The following is an 18880-nucleotide window of genomic DNA, read 5'->3' on the forward strand; positions in this document are numbered from 1 at the left end:
CGGAAACGGAACGAACGCGGTCTGGTTCGCCTAGAGGGACTTCAGCCAGTCGATGACGGCCCGCTGGTGCTCCACCGTATTGGTCGCCAGATTCACCGAATGCCCGCTTCCTGGCAGCACGAACGCGCGCAGCCGGGCGGCGGGCGCGAAGTACGGCGCCTCGGAGGCGAGCAACGTGGCGGTGTCGGTGCAGGCCGCGAACCCCTGCCCGCAGGAGAGCCGATCGAGCGACCCGTTCACCACCATGACCGGGACGTCGATGGCATTGGACATGGGCGGCAACGTCGAGCTGAGCCCATCCGGGTACTCGGTGAGCGAGAACACCTCCTTGGTCCGCTCGTCCTCGGCGAGCACCGCGGGATCGGTGGTCTCCGGCCCGTAGAAGGCGGCGGCGCGAGTGCCGGGCCGGGTGGTGAGGTACCCGTCGTCGAGGTTCCGCCCGGCGAAGGCCGGATCGCCCGAGGCCGGGTGGTACGAGGAGATCACGCCCACGACCTGCGACACCTCGAGCGTGTGCGAGTAGCCGGTGAGCAGCACCCCGTCCACATCGTGGTGCCGCGTCGCCTCCAGCACCGCGATCCCGGAGCTCAGCGAGTGCCCCGCCGTGACCACCTTGCCGTACGGCCGGGCACCGTCCAGCCCGCGCCGCGCCGACTGCACGATGTCGTGCAGCGCGTTCGCGCTGGCAGTGGCGGAGAGCGTGCCACTCGGCGGCCGCGTGCTCGTACCGTTGCCGAGCCGATCCACGATCAGCGTCGCGTAGCCCGCCCGGTTCAGCGCCCGCCGGAAGTTGTAGGTCTCCGGCCGATAGCCGAAGTCCCAGTACCCGTGGTTGTAATTGGACCCCGCCATCATCACCACGACGGTCTCCGCCCCGACCGGCGTACAGAGCGTCGCCCCGAGCTGCCCCTGCGGCACCGCGAAAGATAGCGCGAGACAGGCCGAATCCGGCTGCGCCTGCGCACTATTCGGGACGAGCACCGGCACCAGTGCCGCCACCGCGAGCAGCGCGCGAGCGGCCCACCTCCGCCCGGAAATGCCTGTGGTACTGCTGATCCCCGTCATCGTGGTGGACGGTAGCCCCGCCCAGGGCACCGCGCAAGGGCGGCAATGATGCTGCAACCCATCATGTTCCGCCGTGCTATGACTTAGCCTGATCCGCGAGCGGAAGGATCGGGTGATGCAGAACGAGGCCGTCAGGGCCGTACATTTCGTCGGGAGTTTTCCGGCAGCAACGCCGGAAGAAGCCATGCGCGCCATGCTTTCCGCCGAGGTGCTGCACACCCTCCCCACCGGCGAGACGCACCGCTACGAGTACTACATCCAGCCCGTGATCGAGGACCTGGTGCGCCAGGGCGCGCTGGAGGTCAAGCGTCAAGGCACCTGGCAGTCGAGCAGGCAGCGCACGATCCACCGCCCGGCCCGCGGCACCCGGCTCACCGCCGACCGGATGGACCTCGGCTACCTGCGCGAGGCCGAGTCGGTACTGCCGCTCTTCCACGAGCTCCGCGGTGACCGTGAGTTCGCCCTGCAGATCGGCATGCCCACCGATTTCACCCTCGCCTTCATCGCCGTCGGCCCCGGCGGGCTGCGCGCGAACCGGGCCGCCTTCACCGCCGCGACCGTGCGGGAGATCACCGCCATCCGTGAACTCGCAGGCGACGACGTGGTGATCCAGCTGGAGGCGACCGCCGAGCTGGTGCTCGCGGCCCGGCTGCAACCGGCGCACCGCCGCGCCGACGCGGTGCTCGGGCTGAGCCGCGGGATCGCCGCGCTGGCCGCCGCGGCGCCCGATGGCACCCGCTTCGGCGTCCACCTGTGCCTCGGCAGCCTGCACAATCGGGCGCGGGCGCGGCTGCACGACACCCGGCCGCTGGTCGATCTGGCCAACGCCGTGGTGCGGCACTGGCCGGACGGCCGTCCGCTGGAGTTCGTGCACGGCCCGCTCGCCGCGGGCGACATCCCGCCGCCCACCGGCGCGGCGTTCTACGGCCCACTGCGCGACCTCGTGCCCGGCCCCCGCTTCCACGCCGGCTTCGTGCACGACACGCCGTCGGCGGCCGAGCAGGAGGAGACGCTGCACACCGTCGAACGCGCCCTCGGCCGCAGGGTCGACGGCGTCGCCTCGGCCTGCGGGCTCGGCCGGGTGCCGCGCGACATGGCGGATCGGCTGGTGACCAGGGCGGTCGCGCTCGCCGCCGCGCCCTAACCGACCCTGGCGATCCCGCCGAGCAGGATCAGTTTGGTCTCCGGCAGATCGTCGCCGAGCCACTCCTGGATCGGCACCACCCCGGGCTCCAGCAGCTCGTACCCCTCGAACAAAGCCCGCACCTGCTCCACCGAGCGGTACGCGACCTGGGCCGGGCTGCCCTCGGTGTCGTTCTCCGAGCGCTCCCGGAACTCCGCGCTGCTCTCCGTCGCGCCGTGCGTGAAGACGACGTAGCTGCCCGGCGCGAGCACCGCCCGCAACCTGCGCAGGATCTCCGCCGGGTACTCGTCGTCCATCACGAAGTGCAGCACCCCGACCAGCGACACCCCGACCGGCCGGTCGAAGTCGAGCAGTTGCCGCGCGCGCACCCGCGCCACGATGTCGTCCACATCGCGGACGTCGCCGAGCAGGGCGGTCACGCCGTCGATACCGGTCAGGATGGCATTGCTGTGCACGAGCACGACCGGGTCGTTGTCGACCGCGACCACCGGGATCCGCTCGCCGTACCCGCGCACCGTCTCGTGCACGTTCGGCGAGGTCGGCAGCCCGGAGCCGAGGTCGAGGAACTGCCGCACCCCGGCCTCGGCCGCGTGCCGCACCCCGCCGAGCAGGAACTGCCTGCTGAACCAGGCCAGCGTGCGGGTATCCGGCGCGACCGCGAGCATGCGGTGCGCCACCCGCTGATCGACCTCGTAGTTGTCCTTGCCGCCGAGCAGGTAGTCGAAGACGCGCGCCGAATTCGGCCGCGATGGATCGACCCCGGCCGGTGTGCGCTCGTGCTCCGCCATCGCGCAGCCCCTTCCCGTTTCGGGCCGATGGTAACAACACGGACTTTCCCCGTGTTCCGGGGCGACGAACCTGTCCCGCAAAGGTTTTCGATGCAAACGCGGCGGTTTGTCGCATTGCAAGGGCGTTTGCACGCGCACCGATGAATTCGTCGTGCCCGTCCCGTCTAGATCCGAAGGACCGTTTTTCACCGACCAGTGAGGACACCATGAGCACGAACGCACTCCCGCCCGTCGTCGACACCGCGACCTGGCAGCGCGAACTCGCCGAGCTCCGGATCCGGGAAAAGGCCGCGACCAGGGAACTCGACGCCATCGCCGCGCAGCGCAGGCGGCTGCCGATGGTCGAACTGCCGGAGTACACGCTGGAGGGCGCGGACGGCCCGCTGCGGCTGGCCGACGTCTTCGAGGGCAAGTCCCAGCTCATCGTCTACAGCCACATGTGGTTCCCCGGCAAGGAATGGCAGTGCCCCGGCTGCACCGGGCTCACCTCCCAATACACCCGGCTGGAATTCCTGGACAATTACGACGCCCGATTCGTGATCGTCACCCAGGGCCCGATCGACGAGGCGCTCGCCTACAAACGCAAGGTCGGCAACAAGATGACCTGGTATTCGACCGCGAACAGCCCGTTCGGCAGCGATATCGGCGCCCCGCCGGACGCCGGCTTCGCGGTCAATGTCTTCCTGCGCGACGGCGACACCGTCTACCGCACCTGGCACACCGACGGCCGCGGCACCGAGCAGCTCAGCCACACCTTCCCGCTCATCGACCTACTGCCCTACGGGCGCCAGGAGGAGTGGCAGGACTCGCCCGCGGGCTGGCCGCAGTCGCCCACCTATTCCAAGTGGAGCGATTCGAAGGAGATCGCGGCGGCCTACGGGAACTAGCTACAGCAGCGGCGAGCTCTGCTTGTCGCCCTCGGCCCGCACCGCCTCCTCGAACCCGGAATCGTGCTCCTCGCGGTAGAGCAGCCAGCAGCCGCGGATGCCGTCGAGCAGATCCTCCAGCAGGTCGACGGCGGGCCGGGACGGGTCGAGGCGGCAGATCCGGAACTCGTCGGTGAGCGCGGCGAGCCCGTCCTCGTCGAGTTCGTCACCGCGCATCCGCCGCTCGATCGCCTCGGCGGCCTCGACGATCCGGGCCGGATTCCGCACCCGGCCCTCCGCGGCGGCGAGCGCGTCGGCGATCAGGTCGACCACCACCTCGGTGGGGCTCTCACCCGCGCACAGCCGCTCCAGCACCAGCGTCGGCGTCTCCACCTGCAGCGCCTCCAGATTGTCGGCCTCGGCGACCACGTGCACCGGGTGCACGCTCGCCGCCTCCGCCGTGACCTGCGCGGCCAGGTGCAGCCAGCGCGCCGCCGCCACCGCCGCGGCCGCCGGGTCGATATCGGTGAACAGGTCGATCGAGCCGAGCGGGTCGGCGCGCAGCAGCGCGTCCGCCGCGAACACCTGCACCGGCGAGATATCCGCCCGCGAGAGCTCCACCGCCTGCCGCGCCCGCCCGGACAGATCGCCCAGCTCCGCCGCCTCGATCGCCGCCTGCTCGGTCCGCACCTCCGCCGCGAGCAGCTCGATCAGCTCCGCATCCCCGATCAGGTGCGCCACCCGCCCGATCCGATGCGCGGCCTCCTCCACGACGCTGTACGACACGGCCATCAACCCGTCGTCATCCGGCAGATTCGGCCCCCGCACCGCCCCCTCGACCTCCGCGAACCGATTCCGCTCCTCGGCCCGATGCCACGCCACACTGTTCGGCACCTCGGAATCGCCCGCCGCCGACGCGGGATGGGTATAGGTGCGCCACTGGAACTCGGACAATTTGGTCAGCGCCGCCGCCAGGACCAGCGCCACCTCGGGCTCCACCGTCTTCGGCAGGGTGGCGATGGTCTCGGCGGTGTCTCCCCTGCCGGTCCCCCAGCTCGCTATCAGTGCGCCCGACTTCGGCTCGTATGCGTACCGCGTCACGCTGTCATTTCTACCCGTGTTGCGCTCTGAAGGGCGAGGCGGCGCAGCGGTCTGTCGGCGCGACGCGCAGACGACGAAGGCCCGGTCCTCGCGGACCGGGCCTTGCTGTGGAGCTGCCGGGAATCGAACCCGGGTCCTCCGTCGTGTCTTCAGGGCTTCTCCGTGTGCAGTCCGCTGTATCTCTACTCGGATCTCCCGGTCTCGCGGACAAGCCGGGATGACGATCCCAGTCGCTGTTTGCTCTCCCGTACGACTCCGCGACCGAGCCGGACGGTAAGCCCTCTAGCTGATGCCGGCACCGGAGCCGAGGGCATGCCCTGGGCCGACAGAGACGCTATCGCTTAGGCAGCGAGGGCGTACTCGCGCTGATTGGAATCGGCGCTTAATTGGTTGCAACGACGCTTACGGTGGTCTCTTGCCTGCACCGACACGCTTCCCCTGAATCAACGTACGCAGTCGAAACCGTTCAGCCCCGTACGTGCCCGCGATCTGCGGGCTAGTCATCTTAACACTCTACGTGGTCAGCGCATTCCCTTTATCCGTCTGCCGAGGATGCGGGTCACTTCCCGCTCGGCGTCGCGTTTGGCCAGGTCCTGGCGCTTGTCGTAGTCCTGCTTGCCGCGGGCCAGCGCCAGCTCGACCTTCACCTTGCCGTCGGAGAAGTACATGGAGAGCGGGACCAGGGTCTGGTTGCCCTCGCGGGACTTGCCGACCAGGTGCTCGATCTCCTTCTTGTGCAGCAGCAGCTTGCGGACCCGGCGCGGCGAGTGGTTGGTCCAGGTGCCGTGGCTGAACTCGGGGATGTGCAGCCCGCGCAGCCAGACCTCGCCGTTGTCGACCGTGGCGAAGGCGTCGACCAGCGAGGCCTTGCCCTCGCGCAGGCTCTTGACCTCGGTGCCGACGAGCGCGATCCCGGCCTCGTAGACATCGAGGATCGAGTAGTTGTGCCGCGCCTTGCGGTTGGTCGCGATGACCTTGCGCCCCTGTTCCTTCATGACGTCAACCTTAAAGGCGCGGCGCAACGCGTTTGTTCCCGGTGGAGTTCAGCGCAGCATGATGTAGGTGGTCAGCAGGGCCGCGAAGGCGAGCACCAGCAGCACGGTGGAGAGCCGCGGCCGGCCGAGCCGGGGCGGCGGGGGCCGCCGGGTGCCGAGCCACGTCGTCTCGACCGGGTCGTGCGCGCGCGGGGGGCGCGGGCCCGCGTCGGCGCCGCCGCCTCCGGCCCCGATGAGCTCGGGCGCATCATCATCGTCCGCCATGCGAGCACGGTAACCGGCGCGGGCGCGCCGCGCCGGGTGTTCGCGGCGTGTCAGGCCAGCGCACCGCGGAATTCGGACGCAGCGGCGCCGGAGCCGGGATCCACTGTGACGACCTCCAATTCGATACCGCCGCGGCGGAACTCCGCGACCATGAAGCCGAGCTGGTGCCTGGTGTCGAAGCGGGCCGGGTGGGTGCCGGTCCCCGCGGTCTGCGAGCCGGTCGCGGTCTTGGCGGCGGCGCCGCTGACCAGCTGGACGGTGCCGCGTGTCCCGGGCCCCGGCTCGAGCACCTGGAGGGTGTGGTCGTGGCCGGAGAAGAGCAGCTGACAGCGGCCGAGGACGTGCTCGTCCAGGAAGCGGCGCACGTGCACGCCGTTCACCGGCTCGACGGTGAGCCCCTCGTAGCGGCCGGCGTCGCCGTGCGGGCCGTTGCTCCAGAACGGCTGGTGGGTGCAGGCGACCTTCCACCGCGCGGGCGATTCGGCGAGCGCGCGGTCCAGCCAGGCGGCCTGCTCGGCCATGAAGACGCCGGTGCCGGACCAGTACGGGTCGAGCGGTGGCAGGTAGGCGGCGGCCGGGTTGATGTCGAGCACGAAGAACTCGACGACGGGGTTCTGCTCCGGCACCCGCACCGAGTAGTACCGGCTCGGCATCCACCAGCGGGCGGAGAGCGCGTGGTAGGCGACCTCGTCGTTGCCGCGCAGCAGCCAGCCGCCGTCGCCGGGCAGGGCGGAGCTGTTGTCGTGGTTGCCGAGCACCATCAGCCAGGGGAAGTCGAGGCCGTGATTGGGGTTCTCGAACTTGTCGGCGAACTGCACGTCGCCGGGGCCGTCCGGACCGTGCTCGTAGATGTTGTCGCCGAGGCCGAGCGCGAGGCCGAAGGGGGCGCGGGCGTGCGCGGCGCGGGCCGCGTCGGCCACCGCCCACTGGGTCGCGGTGCCGGTGCCCGCGTCACCGGTGACCAGGACGCGCACCGTGTCACCGGAGGGGAACGGGTGCTTGGCCACCTCGGGCGTGACAGCCTGCGCCGGGGTGAGCCCGAGCAGCGGCACGCCGGCGACCGTGATCGCGGTGGCCGCGAGGAAACCGCGTCTGTCCAGTGCCATCAGCTCTCCTCGGCGAGCGCGGCGAGCACCTGCTCGCCGTACTTGGCCAGTTTGTTGTCGCCGACGCCGCCGACGGCGCCGAGCTCGCTCAGGCTGCCCGGCTTGCGGGCGGCGATCTCGCGCAGGGTGGCGTCGTGGAAGACGACGTAGGCGGGGACGCCCTGTTCCTTGGCGGTGCTCGCGCGCCACTGCCGCAGCCGCTCGAAGACCGGGACGTCGGCGGCGGGCAGCTCGGCGACGGCGGCCTTGGCGCCGCGGCTCGACCGCGACGGCCGCGGAGCCCGCTCCGGCTCCCGGCGCATCGGCACCCGGCGGCCCTCGAAGAGCACCTCGTTGCCCGCCTCGGTGATCGAGAGCACCCCGTAGTCGCCGTGCACCGCGAGCAGCCCCTGCGCCAGCAGCTGCCGGACGACACCGCGCCACTCGGTGTCGCGCAGGTCGGTGCCGATGCCGAAGACGCTGAGCTCGTGGTGGTCGTACTGCAGCACCTTGGGGTTCTGCTTGCCGAGCAGGATGTCGATGATGTGCCCGGCGCCGTAGGACTGGCCGCGCTCGCGCTTCAGCCGCAGCACCGCGGAGAGCAGCTTCTGCGCGGCGACGGTGCCGTCCCAGGTCTCGGGCGGGGTCAGGCAGGTGTCGCAGTTGCCGCAGGCCTCGCCGGGCTGGCCGAAGTAGGCGAGCAGGCGGGTGCGGCGGCAGCTCACCGTCTCGCAGAGCGCGAGCATGGCGTCCAGGTGCAGCTGCAGCTGCCTGCGGTGCGCGGCGTCGCCCTCGGAGCCCTCGATCAGTTTGCGCTGCTGCACCACGTCGCTCAGGCCGTAGACCATCCAGGCGGTGGACGGCAGGCCGTCGCGCCCGGCGCGGCCGGTCTCCTGGTAGTACCCCTCCACCGATTTGGGCAGGTCGAGGTGGGCGACGAAGCGCACGTCCGGTTTGTCGATGCCCATGCCGAAGGCGATGGTCGCGACCACGATCAGCCCGTCCTCGCGCAGGAAGCGGGACTGGTTCGCGGCGCGGGTCCGCTGGTCGAGCCCGGCGTGGTAGGGCACCGCCGCGATGCCGTTCTCGTTCAGCATGGCGGCGGTCTTGTCGACCGAGTTGCGGGAGAGGCAGTAGACGATGCCCGCGTCACCCGGGTGCTCGGCTGTGATGAAGTCGAGCAGCTGTTTGTCCGGGCGGTTCTTGGGCTCGATCCGGTACTGGATGTTGGGGCGGTCGAAGCCGGCGACGAAGCGGCGGGCGGTGCCGAGGTCGAGCCGCTCGACGATCTCCTCGCGGGTCTTCTCGGTGGCGGTGGCGGTGAGCGCGATGCGCGGCACGTCCGGCCAGCGCTGGTGCAGCACCGAGAGTTCCAGGTAGTCGGGGCGGAAGTCGTGACCCCACTGGGAGACGCAGTGCGCCTCGTCGATGGCGAAGAGCGCGATCTTGCCACGGTCGAGCAGCCTGCCGGTGGACTCCAGCCGCAGCCGCTCCGGCGCCAGGTAGAGCAGGTCGAGCTCGCCGGCGGCGTAGCGCCGCTCGACCTCCCGGCGCTCGTCCTGGTTCTGCGAGGAGTTGAGGAAGCCGGCCTGCACGCCGAGCGCGGCCAGCGCGTCCACCTGGTCCTGCATCAGCGCGATCAGCGGCGAGACCACGACGCCGGTGCCCGGCCGCACCAGCGCGGGCACCTGGTAGCAGAGCGACTTGCCGCCGCCGGTGGGCATCAGGACGAGCGCATCGCCACCGTCGACCAGGTGCGAGACGATGGCGTGCTGCTCGCCGCGGAACGACGCGTAACCGAAGACGCGGCGTAGTACTTCGTGCGCGGCGTCATCGGTACCGAGGTCGAGTTGGGCGGTCGCAGCGGGTGAATCCACGCGGCCATCCTACGAGTGCGCGGCGACGGCGCACAGCCGCGCAGGACCGCCTGTGGACAACTCCGCGGCTGGGGACGAACCGCTCACTCCCGGACGTAGTAGCGCAGCGTCGCATACGCCGTGATGGCGGCGAAGACGATGCCGACCGGCGCGATCACCAGCGCCGTCGTGGCGATGTCCTCGCCGGTGATCCGCGGGAACACCTTGCTGTCGAAGAGGTCGCCGAGCGCGCTGTCGATCACCAGCGGCCGCGCCAGCGCGAGGCCGATCACCGCGAGCAGCGAGCCGGCCAGCGCGGCGACCACCGCCTCCAGCAAAAACGGCAGCTGGGTGTACCAGCGGGTGGCGCCGACCAGCCGCATGATGCCGACCTCGGTGCGCCGGGTGAAGGCCGCGATCTGCACCATGTTGGCGATCAGCATGATGGCCGCGATGGCCTGCAGCACCGCGAGCCCGAAGGCGGCGTTGCGCAGCCCGTCGAAGAGGCTGACCAGCCGGTCGACGATGTCCTTGTCGTTGCGCACGGTGCCGACCCCGGGCCGGAGGCCGTACTCCTCCAGGATCGCCGGATAGTTGGAGGCGTCGGTCATCTTCACCCGCAGCGAGGCGGGCAGCGGGGTCTCGCTCACGTACTGGGCCAGCTCGGGCTGGTCCTTGAAGGTCTTCTCCTTGGCCTCGCGCACCGCGTCGTCCCGGTTCAGGAACTGCACCGAGACCACGCCCGGTGTCGCCTTGAGGTCGGCCGCGAGGCCGCTGCAGAGCGGCTGCGAGCAGTCCGGGTCGGTGGCCGAGATCTCCTCGGTGAGGTAGAGCCGCACCTCCAGCCGGTCCAGGAAGTACTGCTCGGTCTTGTCCGCGATGCGCACCGCGAGCAGCCCGCCGCCGAGCATGGTGAGCGAGACCGCCGTGGTCAGGATCATCGCGATGGTCATGGTGATGTTGCGGCGCAGCCCCTCGGAGACCTCGCCGAACAGGAAACTCAGCCGCATCAGCGATCAACTCCGTAGACGCCGATCGCGTCGTCGCGGACCAGCCTGCCGTTGTCGAGTTCGACCACGCGCCTGCGCATGGCGTCCACGATGTTGTTGTCGTGCGTCGCCATCACCACGGTGGTGCCGATCCGGTTGATCCGCTCCAGCAGGTACATGATGTCGGCGCTGGTGTCCGGGTCCAGGTTGCCGGTGGGCTCGTCGGCGAGCAGCACCAGCGGCCGGTTGACGAAGGCGCGCGCGATGGCGACGCGCTGCTGCTCGCCGCCGGAGAGCTCCGACGGCAGCCGGTCGGCCTTGCCGCCGAGCCCGACCATCTCCAGCACCTCGGGGACCGTGCGCTCGATGAACTCGCGCCGCTTGCCGATCACCTCGAGTGCGAAGGCGACGTTCTGCTGCACCGTCTTCTGCTGCAGCAGCCGGAAGTCCTGGAACACGCAGCCGATGCGCTGCCGCAGCTTCGGCACCTTCCGCCCCGGTAACCGGTCCACCCGGAAGTCGGCCACCCGGATCTCGCCGGATGTCGGCGACTGCTCCTTGAGGAGCAGCTGCATGAAGGTCGACTTGCCGGAGCCGGAGGGGCCGATCACGAAGACGAACTCACCCTTGCCGATCTCGACGGTGACGTTGTCCAGCGCGGGCCGCGTCGACGTCTTGTACGACTTGGTGACGTTGCGCATGGTGATCACGGGGAGCCAGTGTAACCAGCGTGCCTGCCGGATCCGCGCACGCCGCTACGGCGTGGGAAGCGGGACACTGTCGACCACCGAGACCAGCGACGGCCACTGCGGGCCCGAGGTCGAGGGCTCCGCCGGCTTGACGAACAGATACAGGACGAACGTGGACACCCAGGCGGTGACCAGGATCGCCGTGGACTTACGTGGTCTCACTGATACCTTCCCGGCGCAGCGCCGCGGCGACCCGGACCCGCAGCTCGCGACCGACTTCGAATTGTTTGCCCGGCAGCGTGCGCGCCACCATGCGGATGTTCATCTGATCGCGGGTGAGATCCTCGACGCCCATCACCGACGGCTCGTCGAGCAGCAGCGGCTGCAGCTTGCTGTCCTGGTAGGCCCGGGTGCCGACCTCGTGCAGGATCTCGTTGACGCGGGTGATGTCGGCGCTCGCCGCCACCGGGACGTCGATCGCGGCCCGCGCCCAGTCCTTGGACAGGTTGGTGACCTTCACGATCTGCCCGTTCGGCACCGTGATCACCTCGCCGTCCGCGTTGCGCAGCGTGGTGATCCGGAGCGTGACGTCCTCGACCGTGCCCTCGGCCTGCTCGGCCGAGCCGGTGACCGAGATGCTCACCACGTCGCCGAAGCCGTACTGCCGCTCGGTGATCAGGAAGAACCCGGCCAGGATGTCCTGCACGATCCGCTGCGCGCCGAAGCCGAGCGCGGCGCCGAGCACCGCGGCGGGCGCGACCAGCCCGCTGACCGCGAAGCCGAGCCGCCCGAGCACCTCCATGCCGACCAGCACGTAGGCGACGGTGAGCACCACCCAGGTGACCACCTGGGCCAGCGCGTGCCGGTGCTTGGCCGCCTCGGACCGCACCAGCGCGTCACTGCTGCGGAACTGCGCGTCGATCTTGCGGGTGACCCGATCCCGGATGTAGGTGGCGAACCGGCTGAACAGCATCGCCCCGAGGAGCAGCAGCACGATCTCCAGCCCGCTGGAGCGTAGCCAGGCGGTGGTGTTCGCCGCGGGCGCCAGTGCCAGGGCCGTATCGAGCCCGTTCACCGCCACCACCTCCGAGATCCACCGCTGTCCGGAACACGCACGCCGACCACATTACAACGATTCGGCCACGATCCAGACCTCGGCGGGGAAAAGCCGAAAAAGGTTGCGCGGCAGGCTACCCGGACTGCTGCGCGTCCGACATGCGCCAGCGGATGCCGGATTCGATGAAGGCGTCGATCTCGCCGTCGAGCACCGCGCTCGGGTTGTTCACCTCGTAGCTGGTGCGCAGGTCCTTGACCATCTGGTAGGGGTGCAACACGTAGGAGCGCATCTGGTTGCCCCAGGACGCGCCCTCGTTGGTCTTGAGCGCATCCATCTCGGCGCGCTCCTCCTGCCGCTTGCGCTCGAGCAGCTTGGCCTGCAGCACGCGCATGGCCGAGATCTTGTTCTGCAGCTGCGACTTCTCGTTCTGGCAGGTCACCACGATGCCGGTGGGGATGTGCGTGAGCCGCACCGCCGAGTCGGTGGTGTTGACGCTCTGCCCGCCGGGGCCGGAGGAGCGGTACACATCCACCCGGATGTCACCCTCGGGGATCTCGATGTGGTCGGTGGTCTCCACCACCGGGAGCACCTCGACCTCGGCGAACGAGGTCTGCCTGCGGCCCTGGTTGTCGAACGGGCTGATCCGCACCAGCCGGTGCGTGCCCATCTCCACCGAGAGCGTGCCGTAGGCGTACGGCGCCTTCACCGCGAAGGTGGCGCTCTTGATCCCCGCCTCTTCCGCGTAGGAGGTGTCGTAGACCTCGACGCCGTACTTGTGCCGGTCCGCCCAGCGGATGTACATGCGCATGAGCATCTCGGCCCAGTCGGCGGCGTCGACGCCACCCGCGCCGGAGCGGATATTGACCAGCGCGTCGCGCTTGTCGTACTCGCCGGAGAGCAGGGTGCGCACCTCCATCGCCTCGATGTCGGCGTGCAGCGCGGTGCGCTCGGCGTCGGCGTCGGCGAGCGCGGCGGTCTGCGCCTCGCCCTCTTCCTCCTCGGCCAGCTCGTAGAGAACAGGCAGATCCTCCAGCCGCTGCCGCAGCTCGGAGACGCGGCGCAGCTCGGTCTGCGCGTGCGAGAGCTCGCTCGTCACCTGCTGGGCGTGGTCCTGGTCGTTCCACAGGTCCGGATCGGACGCCTGGTGCTCGAGTTCATCGATGCGGCGGCGCAGCTCCTCGACGTCGAGCACCGACTCCACCGTCTTGAGGGTGGAGTCGAGTTCGGCCAGATCTGCGGAGACGTCGGGATGCACGGTGGTCAAGGTTACCGGGAGGTGGATCGGAGCCCGGCAGCGTGGTCCCGGTGTCGAGCGCGGAGCAGGATTCGCTCGGGGTTGTCGTTGACAGCTGGGCCGGCCATCGGTGACACTTGGCACAGCGCGACAGGTCTGCCCGCACCTCGAGATGCCGGCCTCCGATCCGCGCGAATCCCCTTTCGACGTGAACCGACGGCCTGCCCGGCTCCCGGCGGGTGACCTGTCGCTGCTTCTCCCGCCCGCCGAGGCAACCCCCGGCCGGACAATTCCCCTCCCGGACGGGTCTCCACCCGTACCGCGATCCCCCTCCAAGGGGCCGTTCCATTCGGAACGGCCCCTTTTCGTGTCAGCGAGGTATCTGCCGTGGCCATCCAAGACCCCGATCCCGGTCGTCGTCTCGACGGGAAACGCGAAAACCACACTGCCTTCGACCCCTACCAGGTCATCGGCGTCGGACCGGACGGCAAACCACTCCCCACCGACACCCCGGCCCAAGGCGCAGCCAACCCCTTCGACCCCACCGGCGTACTCGGAATCCCCGCCGACCCCCGCCCATCGGGCACCCCAGGCACCAGCAACACCACCACCCCCCGCGCCGAATCCACCACCACCTACCCGCAAACCGGCAACCCCGGCGCCACCTACAAGGTCCCCCGAGACCTCGAATCGCTGCTGCTCCCCGCAACGACCGACGGCCATCCCGGCACCCCGGCCACACCACCCCCCGGCATCGACTTCGCAGGCCAGCTCCTGCTCGAATACGCACCGCCGGGAAGTCGATTCGAAGGACGAACCAGCCACAACGAGAACGGAACCTCGGTCACCGACTGGAACCTGATCGTCCCCGGCGAAGAACCTACCTACTGGTCCAGAACACAGCACGTCCCCCTCGCCGACGGCAAGAGCATCGACCTCACCTACAGCCCCGACGGCACCCCCATTCTCGGTGCACCGGGCCAGGGACAACCCGCCGCCAAGGTCCGGCTCGCCGGCACCGACGGCGAGCCACCCCGCTGGGCAGTCCTCAACGACAAGGGTGAATACCTGTTCACCATCGACGGGGCAGGCATTATCCACCACCCCGGCCCCGACGGGCAGATGCTCGGAATGGGAACGGGCATGGCGGGCGGCGCGGCGGCGGGCGTCCTCGCCCTGACCGCAGGTGTCGAAGCCGCCGGAACCGGCGCCGCGGCCGGGGCACCACTCGGCCCGGCCGGCGCGGTGGTCGGCGCCGGGCTCACCCTTGCCGTCGCGGCAGGACTGACCTACCTGATGTACGAGCAGGGCATGGTCCCCGGGACCGCCGAATTCGACAAACGCGGCACCACTCCGATCGACCCACGATCCATCCCCGAGATCGCCCCGCCACCACGCAGCACCCCGGCACACCCCGGACAGGAACCGACGACCGGCATCCAACCCGAACTCCGCGGCCCCGGAACCACAACGACGCGACCGGCGCCGGCCGACGACCCTGGCACCGTGACGACGCCGATCGAATTCCCGAGCGCGATACCGGGGCAACGCGGAGTCCCGGTACCCGGAACATACTGGCGAGGCAACGCGCTCGTCTGGGCTCCTGGAAACGAGGCAGGAGCGCCTGCGGGAACCTTCGCACCGCAGGGCAAAGGCGGGATCAGCCTGACGGCGACCCTGTTCGAACTGAAGACATGGCAACTTCTCGACGGCGAGATCAAGGAAGAATTTCAGGGCCCGGTCGTAGCGGCGATCGCGGTGGTCAAAGGCGCGGAACTCTTTCGCGCCCTGCCGCTGCTCGCTATCCAGGCGCTTGCGCCCAGCGCCGACATCGGCAAGCTGACATCGGTCGACAGGGGCAAGAGAGAGGAGGAGCTGGAGGCCCTCGAGGAGGAGGGGGTGAACCGAGACGCTGTCGCAGACGCCCTCAATGCGTGGTGGGCTGCGAAGGGACCGGAGGACCGAGCCAAGGAGCTGCTCGGCGAGGCAGGCGCGATCGCTGTGCTGAAGTCCGATGGCTGGACGGTGAACGCGCGGCCCAAGGGGCCGTACACCCACGATATCGTCGCGGTGAGGGACGGCGAGGTGATCGTCGTCGAAAGCAAGGGCGGCGTTCCGGGCAGAAAGCCGCGACCGGGCGATGCCTCTGTCCCCGACGGCCCTGGCAGCCCGACGATGATCCGAGCGCAACAGATGACCGATCCCTACCTGTGGGCAAAGCTGAAACAAGATGCCGCGGCCGACCCCGAGTTCAAACAGTGGCTGATCGACAACAGCGTCTGGGATGCGGTGCAGAACGAGGACCCGAACAGGGTCGGCATCGCCTCGCCAAGGTCGACACCGACGGCAATATCGTCTTCTACGGATCGACTCAGAATCCCGCCGACGGCTGGGACCAGGGCGACACCGTCGTCGGAAAGACCACCGGCAATCCGAAGGGCACGCCGGAGGAGAAGCGCAACCCCGGCCCGACCGTGTTCGGGATCGCGCAGCCGATCGCACCCCTCGACCCATCGGCATGGATGGCAGGGCTGGTGCGGGCCGGACTGGAAGACCTGTCGGCGCTCGCCCGGCTCACGCTGCCGCCGCTGCAGCTCCCCACCTTCACGGCGGCGCGCCGCCGCGCGCCGCACGATCAATCCCTCACCATCACCATCACACCGCAGGCCGCACCCGTCGACGTCGTCGCACCGGCCGAGGCCCTCCGCTGCCTGACGTACTCGTGACGCCGATCCCCCGTCCGCCGATGTGCGACAGTTCATCTGCCCCTCGACCCCGTCTCGCAGAAAGGCTGCACCGCCATGCACGCCGATATCGATCGCGCCATCCGAGCTGTGCGCGCAGCGCGCGACTTCGCCTGGTCATGGACCGTCGCGGACCTCCCTGTCTTCGCCACGGCGGTGGGGTGGACGCTGGTCGACTTCGACAGGGAGTATCCGCGGTTCATCACAGATCTCGCGGTGAACCGGCCCGACACCCCGGTGAGTATCGCCGTGCCGCCCTCCCCGTTTCCGCCCGGCCAGCTGAACCGGATCGGCTTCAACGTCACCGATGTCGTCCTCGACGATCCCGAGGTGAAGACCGCCGTCGACGAGGCATTCGACGAGCTCGTACACCAGCTGTTCCAGACCGTGCGGCAGCGCCCCACACACTCGTGGACGACGCCGACGCGCGGCCTGTACTGGGAATTTCCCCACCTTGTTCTCGAGGTGACGGCAAGTAGCCGGAAGGTCGGGGTGAGCCTGATCAATCCCGCCTACCTCCGGTGGAACGAGGAGATCGCGGAGATTGCCAGGCAGGAGGAAGAAGACGACTGACCGTCTCGGCAGGGGTCAGTACGAGACCGCCCGCAACTCGCCGCGGTGGCGACCTGCGAGCTCGGCCAGGGCGGCGGCGGTGGCGTCGTCCGCCGGTAGGTGAACGAGCAGCTGCTGGTCGTCGTCGGCGGGGATATCGAGGGTTTCGTACAGCAGGCGCAGCCGACCGGCCTCCGGGTGCTCGATCCGGGTGGTCCCGGTCGCGGCGGGCAGGCTGGGCACGGTGCAGCGCGGTGGGTGAACTCCGCGCCCGCGACGATCTACAGTTCGTCGGCCAGGCCCGTCGGGGCCATGGGGCGGCGGTAGCCGGCGGTGTGGGCGAGGACGGCGCCGAGGCGGTTGACGACTACGGCGGCGGCCGGTTCCAGGTGGTCGAGGATGGCGCGGACCGAGGGGCGGACGGTGCGGGCGGGGGTCGCGTCGCCCATGCAGGTGAAGCCGGGGTCGCTTGCCTTGGTGAGGCGGTGCAGGTGGATGCGCTCGCTGCGCGTCAGCAGGAGAACACCCGCAATGGCGGCGAGCACCGAGGGCGATGGGTGGCGGTCACGACCTTGTTCGAGGCGGACTATGTATTCGACGCTGACTCCGGCGAGGGTTGCGACTTCCGCCCGGCTCAGGCCGGGCGTGCGGCGCCGCGGGCCCGCGGGCAGCCCGACGCGGGCGGGGGTGACCGCCTCGCGGCGGCCGCGCAGGAAGCGGCCGAGCTCGTTCATTCCTCGACGGCACGGCGCGGGAAGTCCCCGAGGGTGGCCGTGGGACTACCACCCTCACGGCGGTCTCCCCCGGCACACCGAACCGGCCGAGGCTCGGAGGTGACCGAACTTCCGAGGAGGAACACCTCTGAGCACCCTGCGTCTCGCCGTCGTCATCGGCAACGTCCGCGACGGCCGCTTCGGCCCGACCGTCGCACGCTGGTTCACCGAGATCGCCGCGAAGGACGGCAGATTCACCGTCGACGTGATCGACCTGGCCGACCACGAACTCCCGGTCGGACTCCCCGCCGTCTCACCGCGACTGGACCCGGACCCCGAACGCCCCGAGGGAATGCACGGCCTCACCGAAGCGCTCACCGCGGCCGACGCCTTCGTCGTCGTCACCCCGGACTACAACCGCAGCTACCCGGCCGCGCTGAAGGCCGCCATCGATTGGCACTTCACGCAGTGGGAGTACAAGGCGATCGGCTTCGTCGGATACAGCGGGGCGTCCGGCGGCCTGCTCGGCCATCGAGCACCTGCGGCAGGTCTGCACCGACTGAACGCGCACACCGTCCGCGACTATGTCTCGTTCCCCCGCTACTACCTGCTCTTCGACGAGAGCGGCTCGTTGCGCGAGCCGGAGGAGCCCGCCGCGGCGGCGGGGGAACTGCTGGACCAGGTGCACTGGTGGGCGAGTGCATCGGCAGCGGGCCGACAGGATCGGTCGCGGCAGGCCGCGACGATCTGAGGGTGAATCACGGCGGCCGATCGAAGCCGTCGACCACAGTCGTCCGCTGCTCGAGCGAAGCCGCTGCCTACCCTGACGATCTCACCGGAAGAAGGCCGACACCCGCTCGACCAGCCACCCCGGCTGCTCCTCGGAGACGAAGTGGCCGCAGTCCGGTATCCGCTCCAGCCGCATGTTGCCCGCGTGGTCGCCGAAGCAGGCGGGCACGCCGTCGGAGAGCGGATCGTCGCCCCCGTTGAGGTGCAGGATCGGAACGGTCGTGCGCATAGTGCGGGAGTGCCGCAGGAAGTGTGGAACCTCGCGGACCAGCACCGCGCGGTTGAATGCCACCGTCGCCGCTCGCGCGGCCGGCCTCCGCATCCGCTCGGCGTAGATCTCGGCCTCGCGCTCGTCGAACGCCCCACGATGCCGCCATGCCCGCAGACTGCGCCGCACCATCCGCTCCTGCAGCGCCGCCGACCCGCCGGCGGCGGCAAGCAGGTAGATGTGCCACGGCCGCAGAAAGACCGGCAAGCTGGGCCGCTGGCCCGTCCACGGGTGCACCCCCGCGATCGCGACGAAGCGGTCCACCCGCCCGGGCCGGTCCAGCACCGTGCGGTAGCCGACCACCAGTCCCCAGTCCCGGCCGACGATCCGCACCTGCCCGAGCCCGAGGTGGTCGAGCAGATCCCGCAGATCGAGCGCCATCCGGTCGAAGTCGTACCCGGTGCCGTCGCCCTCCGACCAGCCGAGCCCGCGCAGGTCGGGGCAGATGACCCGGTAGTGCCGGGACAGCGGGCCGATCAGGTGCCGCCACTCCCACCAGTGCTGCGGCCACCCGTGCAGCAGGATCACCGGCTCCCCGCTGCCCGCTTCGGCCCAGTGCATGCGCAGTCCGTCGATCACGGCGAACCGATGCCGGACCTCGGCGTCGATATCGGCCGACAGAGCCTGCAGTGCAGGGATTTCGGCATCGCTCTTCGATGTGGTCATGCCGCCCTCCGCTCG

The 18880-nt window shown here is 69.9% G+C and carries 20 protein-coding genes and 1 other RNA gene; 5 read left to right on the forward strand and 16 right to left on the reverse strand.

The window, feature by feature from the left end; translation table 11 throughout:
• Positions 1–30: 30 nt before the first annotated feature.
• A complete protein-coding gene (locus ACFO0B_RS06885) occupies positions 31–1065 on the reverse strand; it encodes an alpha/beta hydrolase (RefSeq protein WP_378611465.1) in 1035 nt (344 codons plus the stop codon).
• A 115-nt stretch (positions 1066–1180) separates the two neighbouring features.
• On the opposite strand from ACFO0B_RS06885, the gene ACFO0B_RS06890 reads away from it, so the two are divergent.
• Positions 1181–2209 carry a hypothetical protein gene (locus ACFO0B_RS06890; protein WP_378611466.1) on the forward strand — a complete coding sequence of 343 codons (1029 nt, stop codon included), beginning with the start codon at positions 1181–1183 and terminating at the stop codon, positions 2207–2209.
• On the opposite strand, the gene ACFO0B_RS06895 is transcribed toward ACFO0B_RS06890, so the two are convergent.
• Positions 2206–2997 (reverse strand): SAM-dependent methyltransferase, encoded by a 792-nt coding sequence (locus ACFO0B_RS06895; protein WP_378611467.1) that lies wholly within the window; start codon positions 2995–2997, stop codon positions 2206–2208. The genes ACFO0B_RS06890 and ACFO0B_RS06895 overlap by 4 nt on opposite strands.
• Before the next feature lie 206 nt (positions 2998–3203).
• Here ACFO0B_RS06895 and ACFO0B_RS06900 point away from each other — a divergent pair, with 206 nt between their 5' ends.
• Positions 3204–3884 (forward strand): DUF899 domain-containing protein, encoded by a 681-nt coding sequence (locus ACFO0B_RS06900; protein WP_378611468.1) that lies wholly within the window; start codon positions 3204–3206, stop codon positions 3882–3884.
• On the opposite strand, the gene ACFO0B_RS06905 is transcribed toward ACFO0B_RS06900, so the two are convergent.
• From ACFO0B_RS06905 to prfB, 11 genes are all read right to left on the reverse strand, one after another.
• On the reverse strand, positions 3885–4964 hold the full coding sequence (locus ACFO0B_RS06905; RefSeq protein WP_378611469.1) for a hypothetical protein: 1080 nt from the start codon (positions 4962–4964) through the stop codon (positions 3885–3887).
• Positions 4965–5069: 105 nt separating this feature from the next.
• Positions 5070–5438: a transfer-messenger RNA gene (gene ssrA, locus ACFO0B_RS06910) on the reverse strand.
• Between the two features lie 47 nt (positions 5439–5485).
• Entirely contained in the window at positions 5486–5959 is a 474-nt protein-coding gene (gene smpB / locus ACFO0B_RS06915) for an SsrA-binding protein SmpB (protein WP_378611470.1), read from the reverse strand.
• A gap of 48 nt (positions 5960–6007) precedes the next feature.
• Positions 6008–6223: a hypothetical protein gene (locus tag ACFO0B_RS06920; protein WP_378611471.1), complete on the reverse strand. Its 216-nt coding sequence runs from the start codon at positions 6221–6223 to the stop codon at positions 6008–6010.
• A 50-nt stretch (positions 6224–6273) separates the two neighbouring features.
• The gene (locus tag ACFO0B_RS06925; protein WP_378611472.1) at positions 6274–7329 is read right to left on the reverse strand and encodes a metallophosphoesterase; all 1056 of its coding nucleotides are present in this window, start codon (positions 7327–7329) and stop codon (positions 6274–6276) included.
• Entirely contained in the window at positions 7329–9185 is a 1857-nt protein-coding gene (recQ, locus tag ACFO0B_RS06930; RefSeq protein ID WP_378611473.1) for a DNA helicase RecQ, read from the reverse strand. The genes ACFO0B_RS06925 and recQ overlap by 1 nt, the downstream gene beginning before the upstream one ends.
• An 83-nt stretch (positions 9186–9268) precedes the next feature.
• On the reverse strand, positions 9269–10174 hold the full coding sequence (ftsX, locus tag ACFO0B_RS06935) for a permease-like cell division protein FtsX (RefSeq protein WP_378611474.1): 906 nt from the start codon (positions 10172–10174) through the stop codon (positions 9269–9271).
• Positions 10174–10863, reverse strand: a complete 690-nt coding sequence (ftsE, locus tag ACFO0B_RS06940) for a cell division ATP-binding protein FtsE (RefSeq protein WP_378611475.1) — start codon at positions 10861–10863, stop codon at positions 10174–10176. The genes ftsX and ftsE overlap by 1 nt, the downstream gene beginning before the upstream one ends.
• Positions 10864–10908: 45 nt before the next feature.
• On the reverse strand, positions 10909–11064 hold the full coding sequence (locus ACFO0B_RS06945; protein ID WP_378611476.1) for a hypothetical protein: 156 nt from the start codon (positions 11062–11064) through the stop codon (positions 10909–10911).
• The gene (locus ACFO0B_RS06950; protein ID WP_378611477.1) at positions 11051–11917 is read right to left on the reverse strand and encodes a mechanosensitive ion channel family protein; all 867 of its coding nucleotides are present in this window, start codon (positions 11915–11917) and stop codon (positions 11051–11053) included. Before ACFO0B_RS06950 ends, ACFO0B_RS06945 begins: the two co-directional genes overlap by 14 nt.
• Before the next feature lie 115 nt (positions 11918–12032).
• Entirely contained in the window at positions 12033–13154 is a 1122-nt protein-coding gene (gene prfB, locus ACFO0B_RS06955; RefSeq protein WP_378611478.1) for a peptide chain release factor 2, read from the reverse strand.
• 366 nt (positions 13155–13520) lie between these two features.
• Between prfB and ACFO0B_RS06960 the strand changes: the two genes are divergently transcribed.
• On the forward strand, positions 13521–15848 hold the full coding sequence (locus tag ACFO0B_RS06960; RefSeq protein WP_378611479.1) for a hypothetical protein: 2328 nt from the start codon (positions 13521–13523) through the stop codon (positions 15846–15848).
• Positions 15849–15934: 86 nt separating this feature from the next.
• Complete coding sequence (locus ACFO0B_RS06965) at positions 15935–16450, forward strand: DUF6301 family protein (RefSeq protein ID WP_378611480.1); 516 nt, start codon at positions 15935–15937, stop codon at positions 16448–16450.
• 15 nt (positions 16451–16465) lie between these two features.
• Here the strand turns inward: ACFO0B_RS06965 and ACFO0B_RS06970 are convergent, their stop codons facing one another.
• Together ACFO0B_RS06970 and ACFO0B_RS06975 are read right to left on the reverse strand one after the other, a co-directional pair.
• Positions 16466–16672 (reverse strand): MmyB family transcriptional regulator, encoded by a 207-nt coding sequence (locus ACFO0B_RS06970; protein WP_378611481.1) that lies wholly within the window; start codon positions 16670–16672, stop codon positions 16466–16468.
• A gap of 38 nt (positions 16673–16710) precedes the next feature.
• The gene (locus ACFO0B_RS06975; protein ID WP_378611482.1) at positions 16711–17163 is read right to left on the reverse strand and encodes a helix-turn-helix domain-containing protein; all 453 of its coding nucleotides are present in this window, start codon (positions 17161–17163) and stop codon (positions 16711–16713) included.
• 136 nt (positions 17164–17299) lie between these two features.
• Here ACFO0B_RS06975 and ACFO0B_RS06980 point away from each other — a divergent pair, with 136 nt between their 5' ends.
• Complete coding sequence (locus ACFO0B_RS06980) at positions 17300–17893, forward strand: NADPH-dependent FMN reductase (RefSeq protein WP_378611612.1); 594 nt, start codon at positions 17300–17302, stop codon at positions 17891–17893.
• 81 nt (positions 17894–17974) lie between these two features.
• On the opposite strand, the gene ACFO0B_RS06985 is transcribed toward ACFO0B_RS06980, so the two are convergent.
• A complete protein-coding gene (locus tag ACFO0B_RS06985) occupies positions 17975–18865 on the reverse strand; it encodes an alpha/beta fold hydrolase (protein WP_378611483.1) in 891 nt (296 codons plus the stop codon).
• Between the last annotated feature and the right edge of the window lie 15 nt (positions 18866–18880).

It is taken from the genome of Nocardia jiangsuensis (assembly GCF_042650385.1).
Lineage (GTDB): Bacteria > Actinomycetota > Actinomycetes > Mycobacteriales > Mycobacteriaceae > Nocardia > Nocardia jiangsuensis.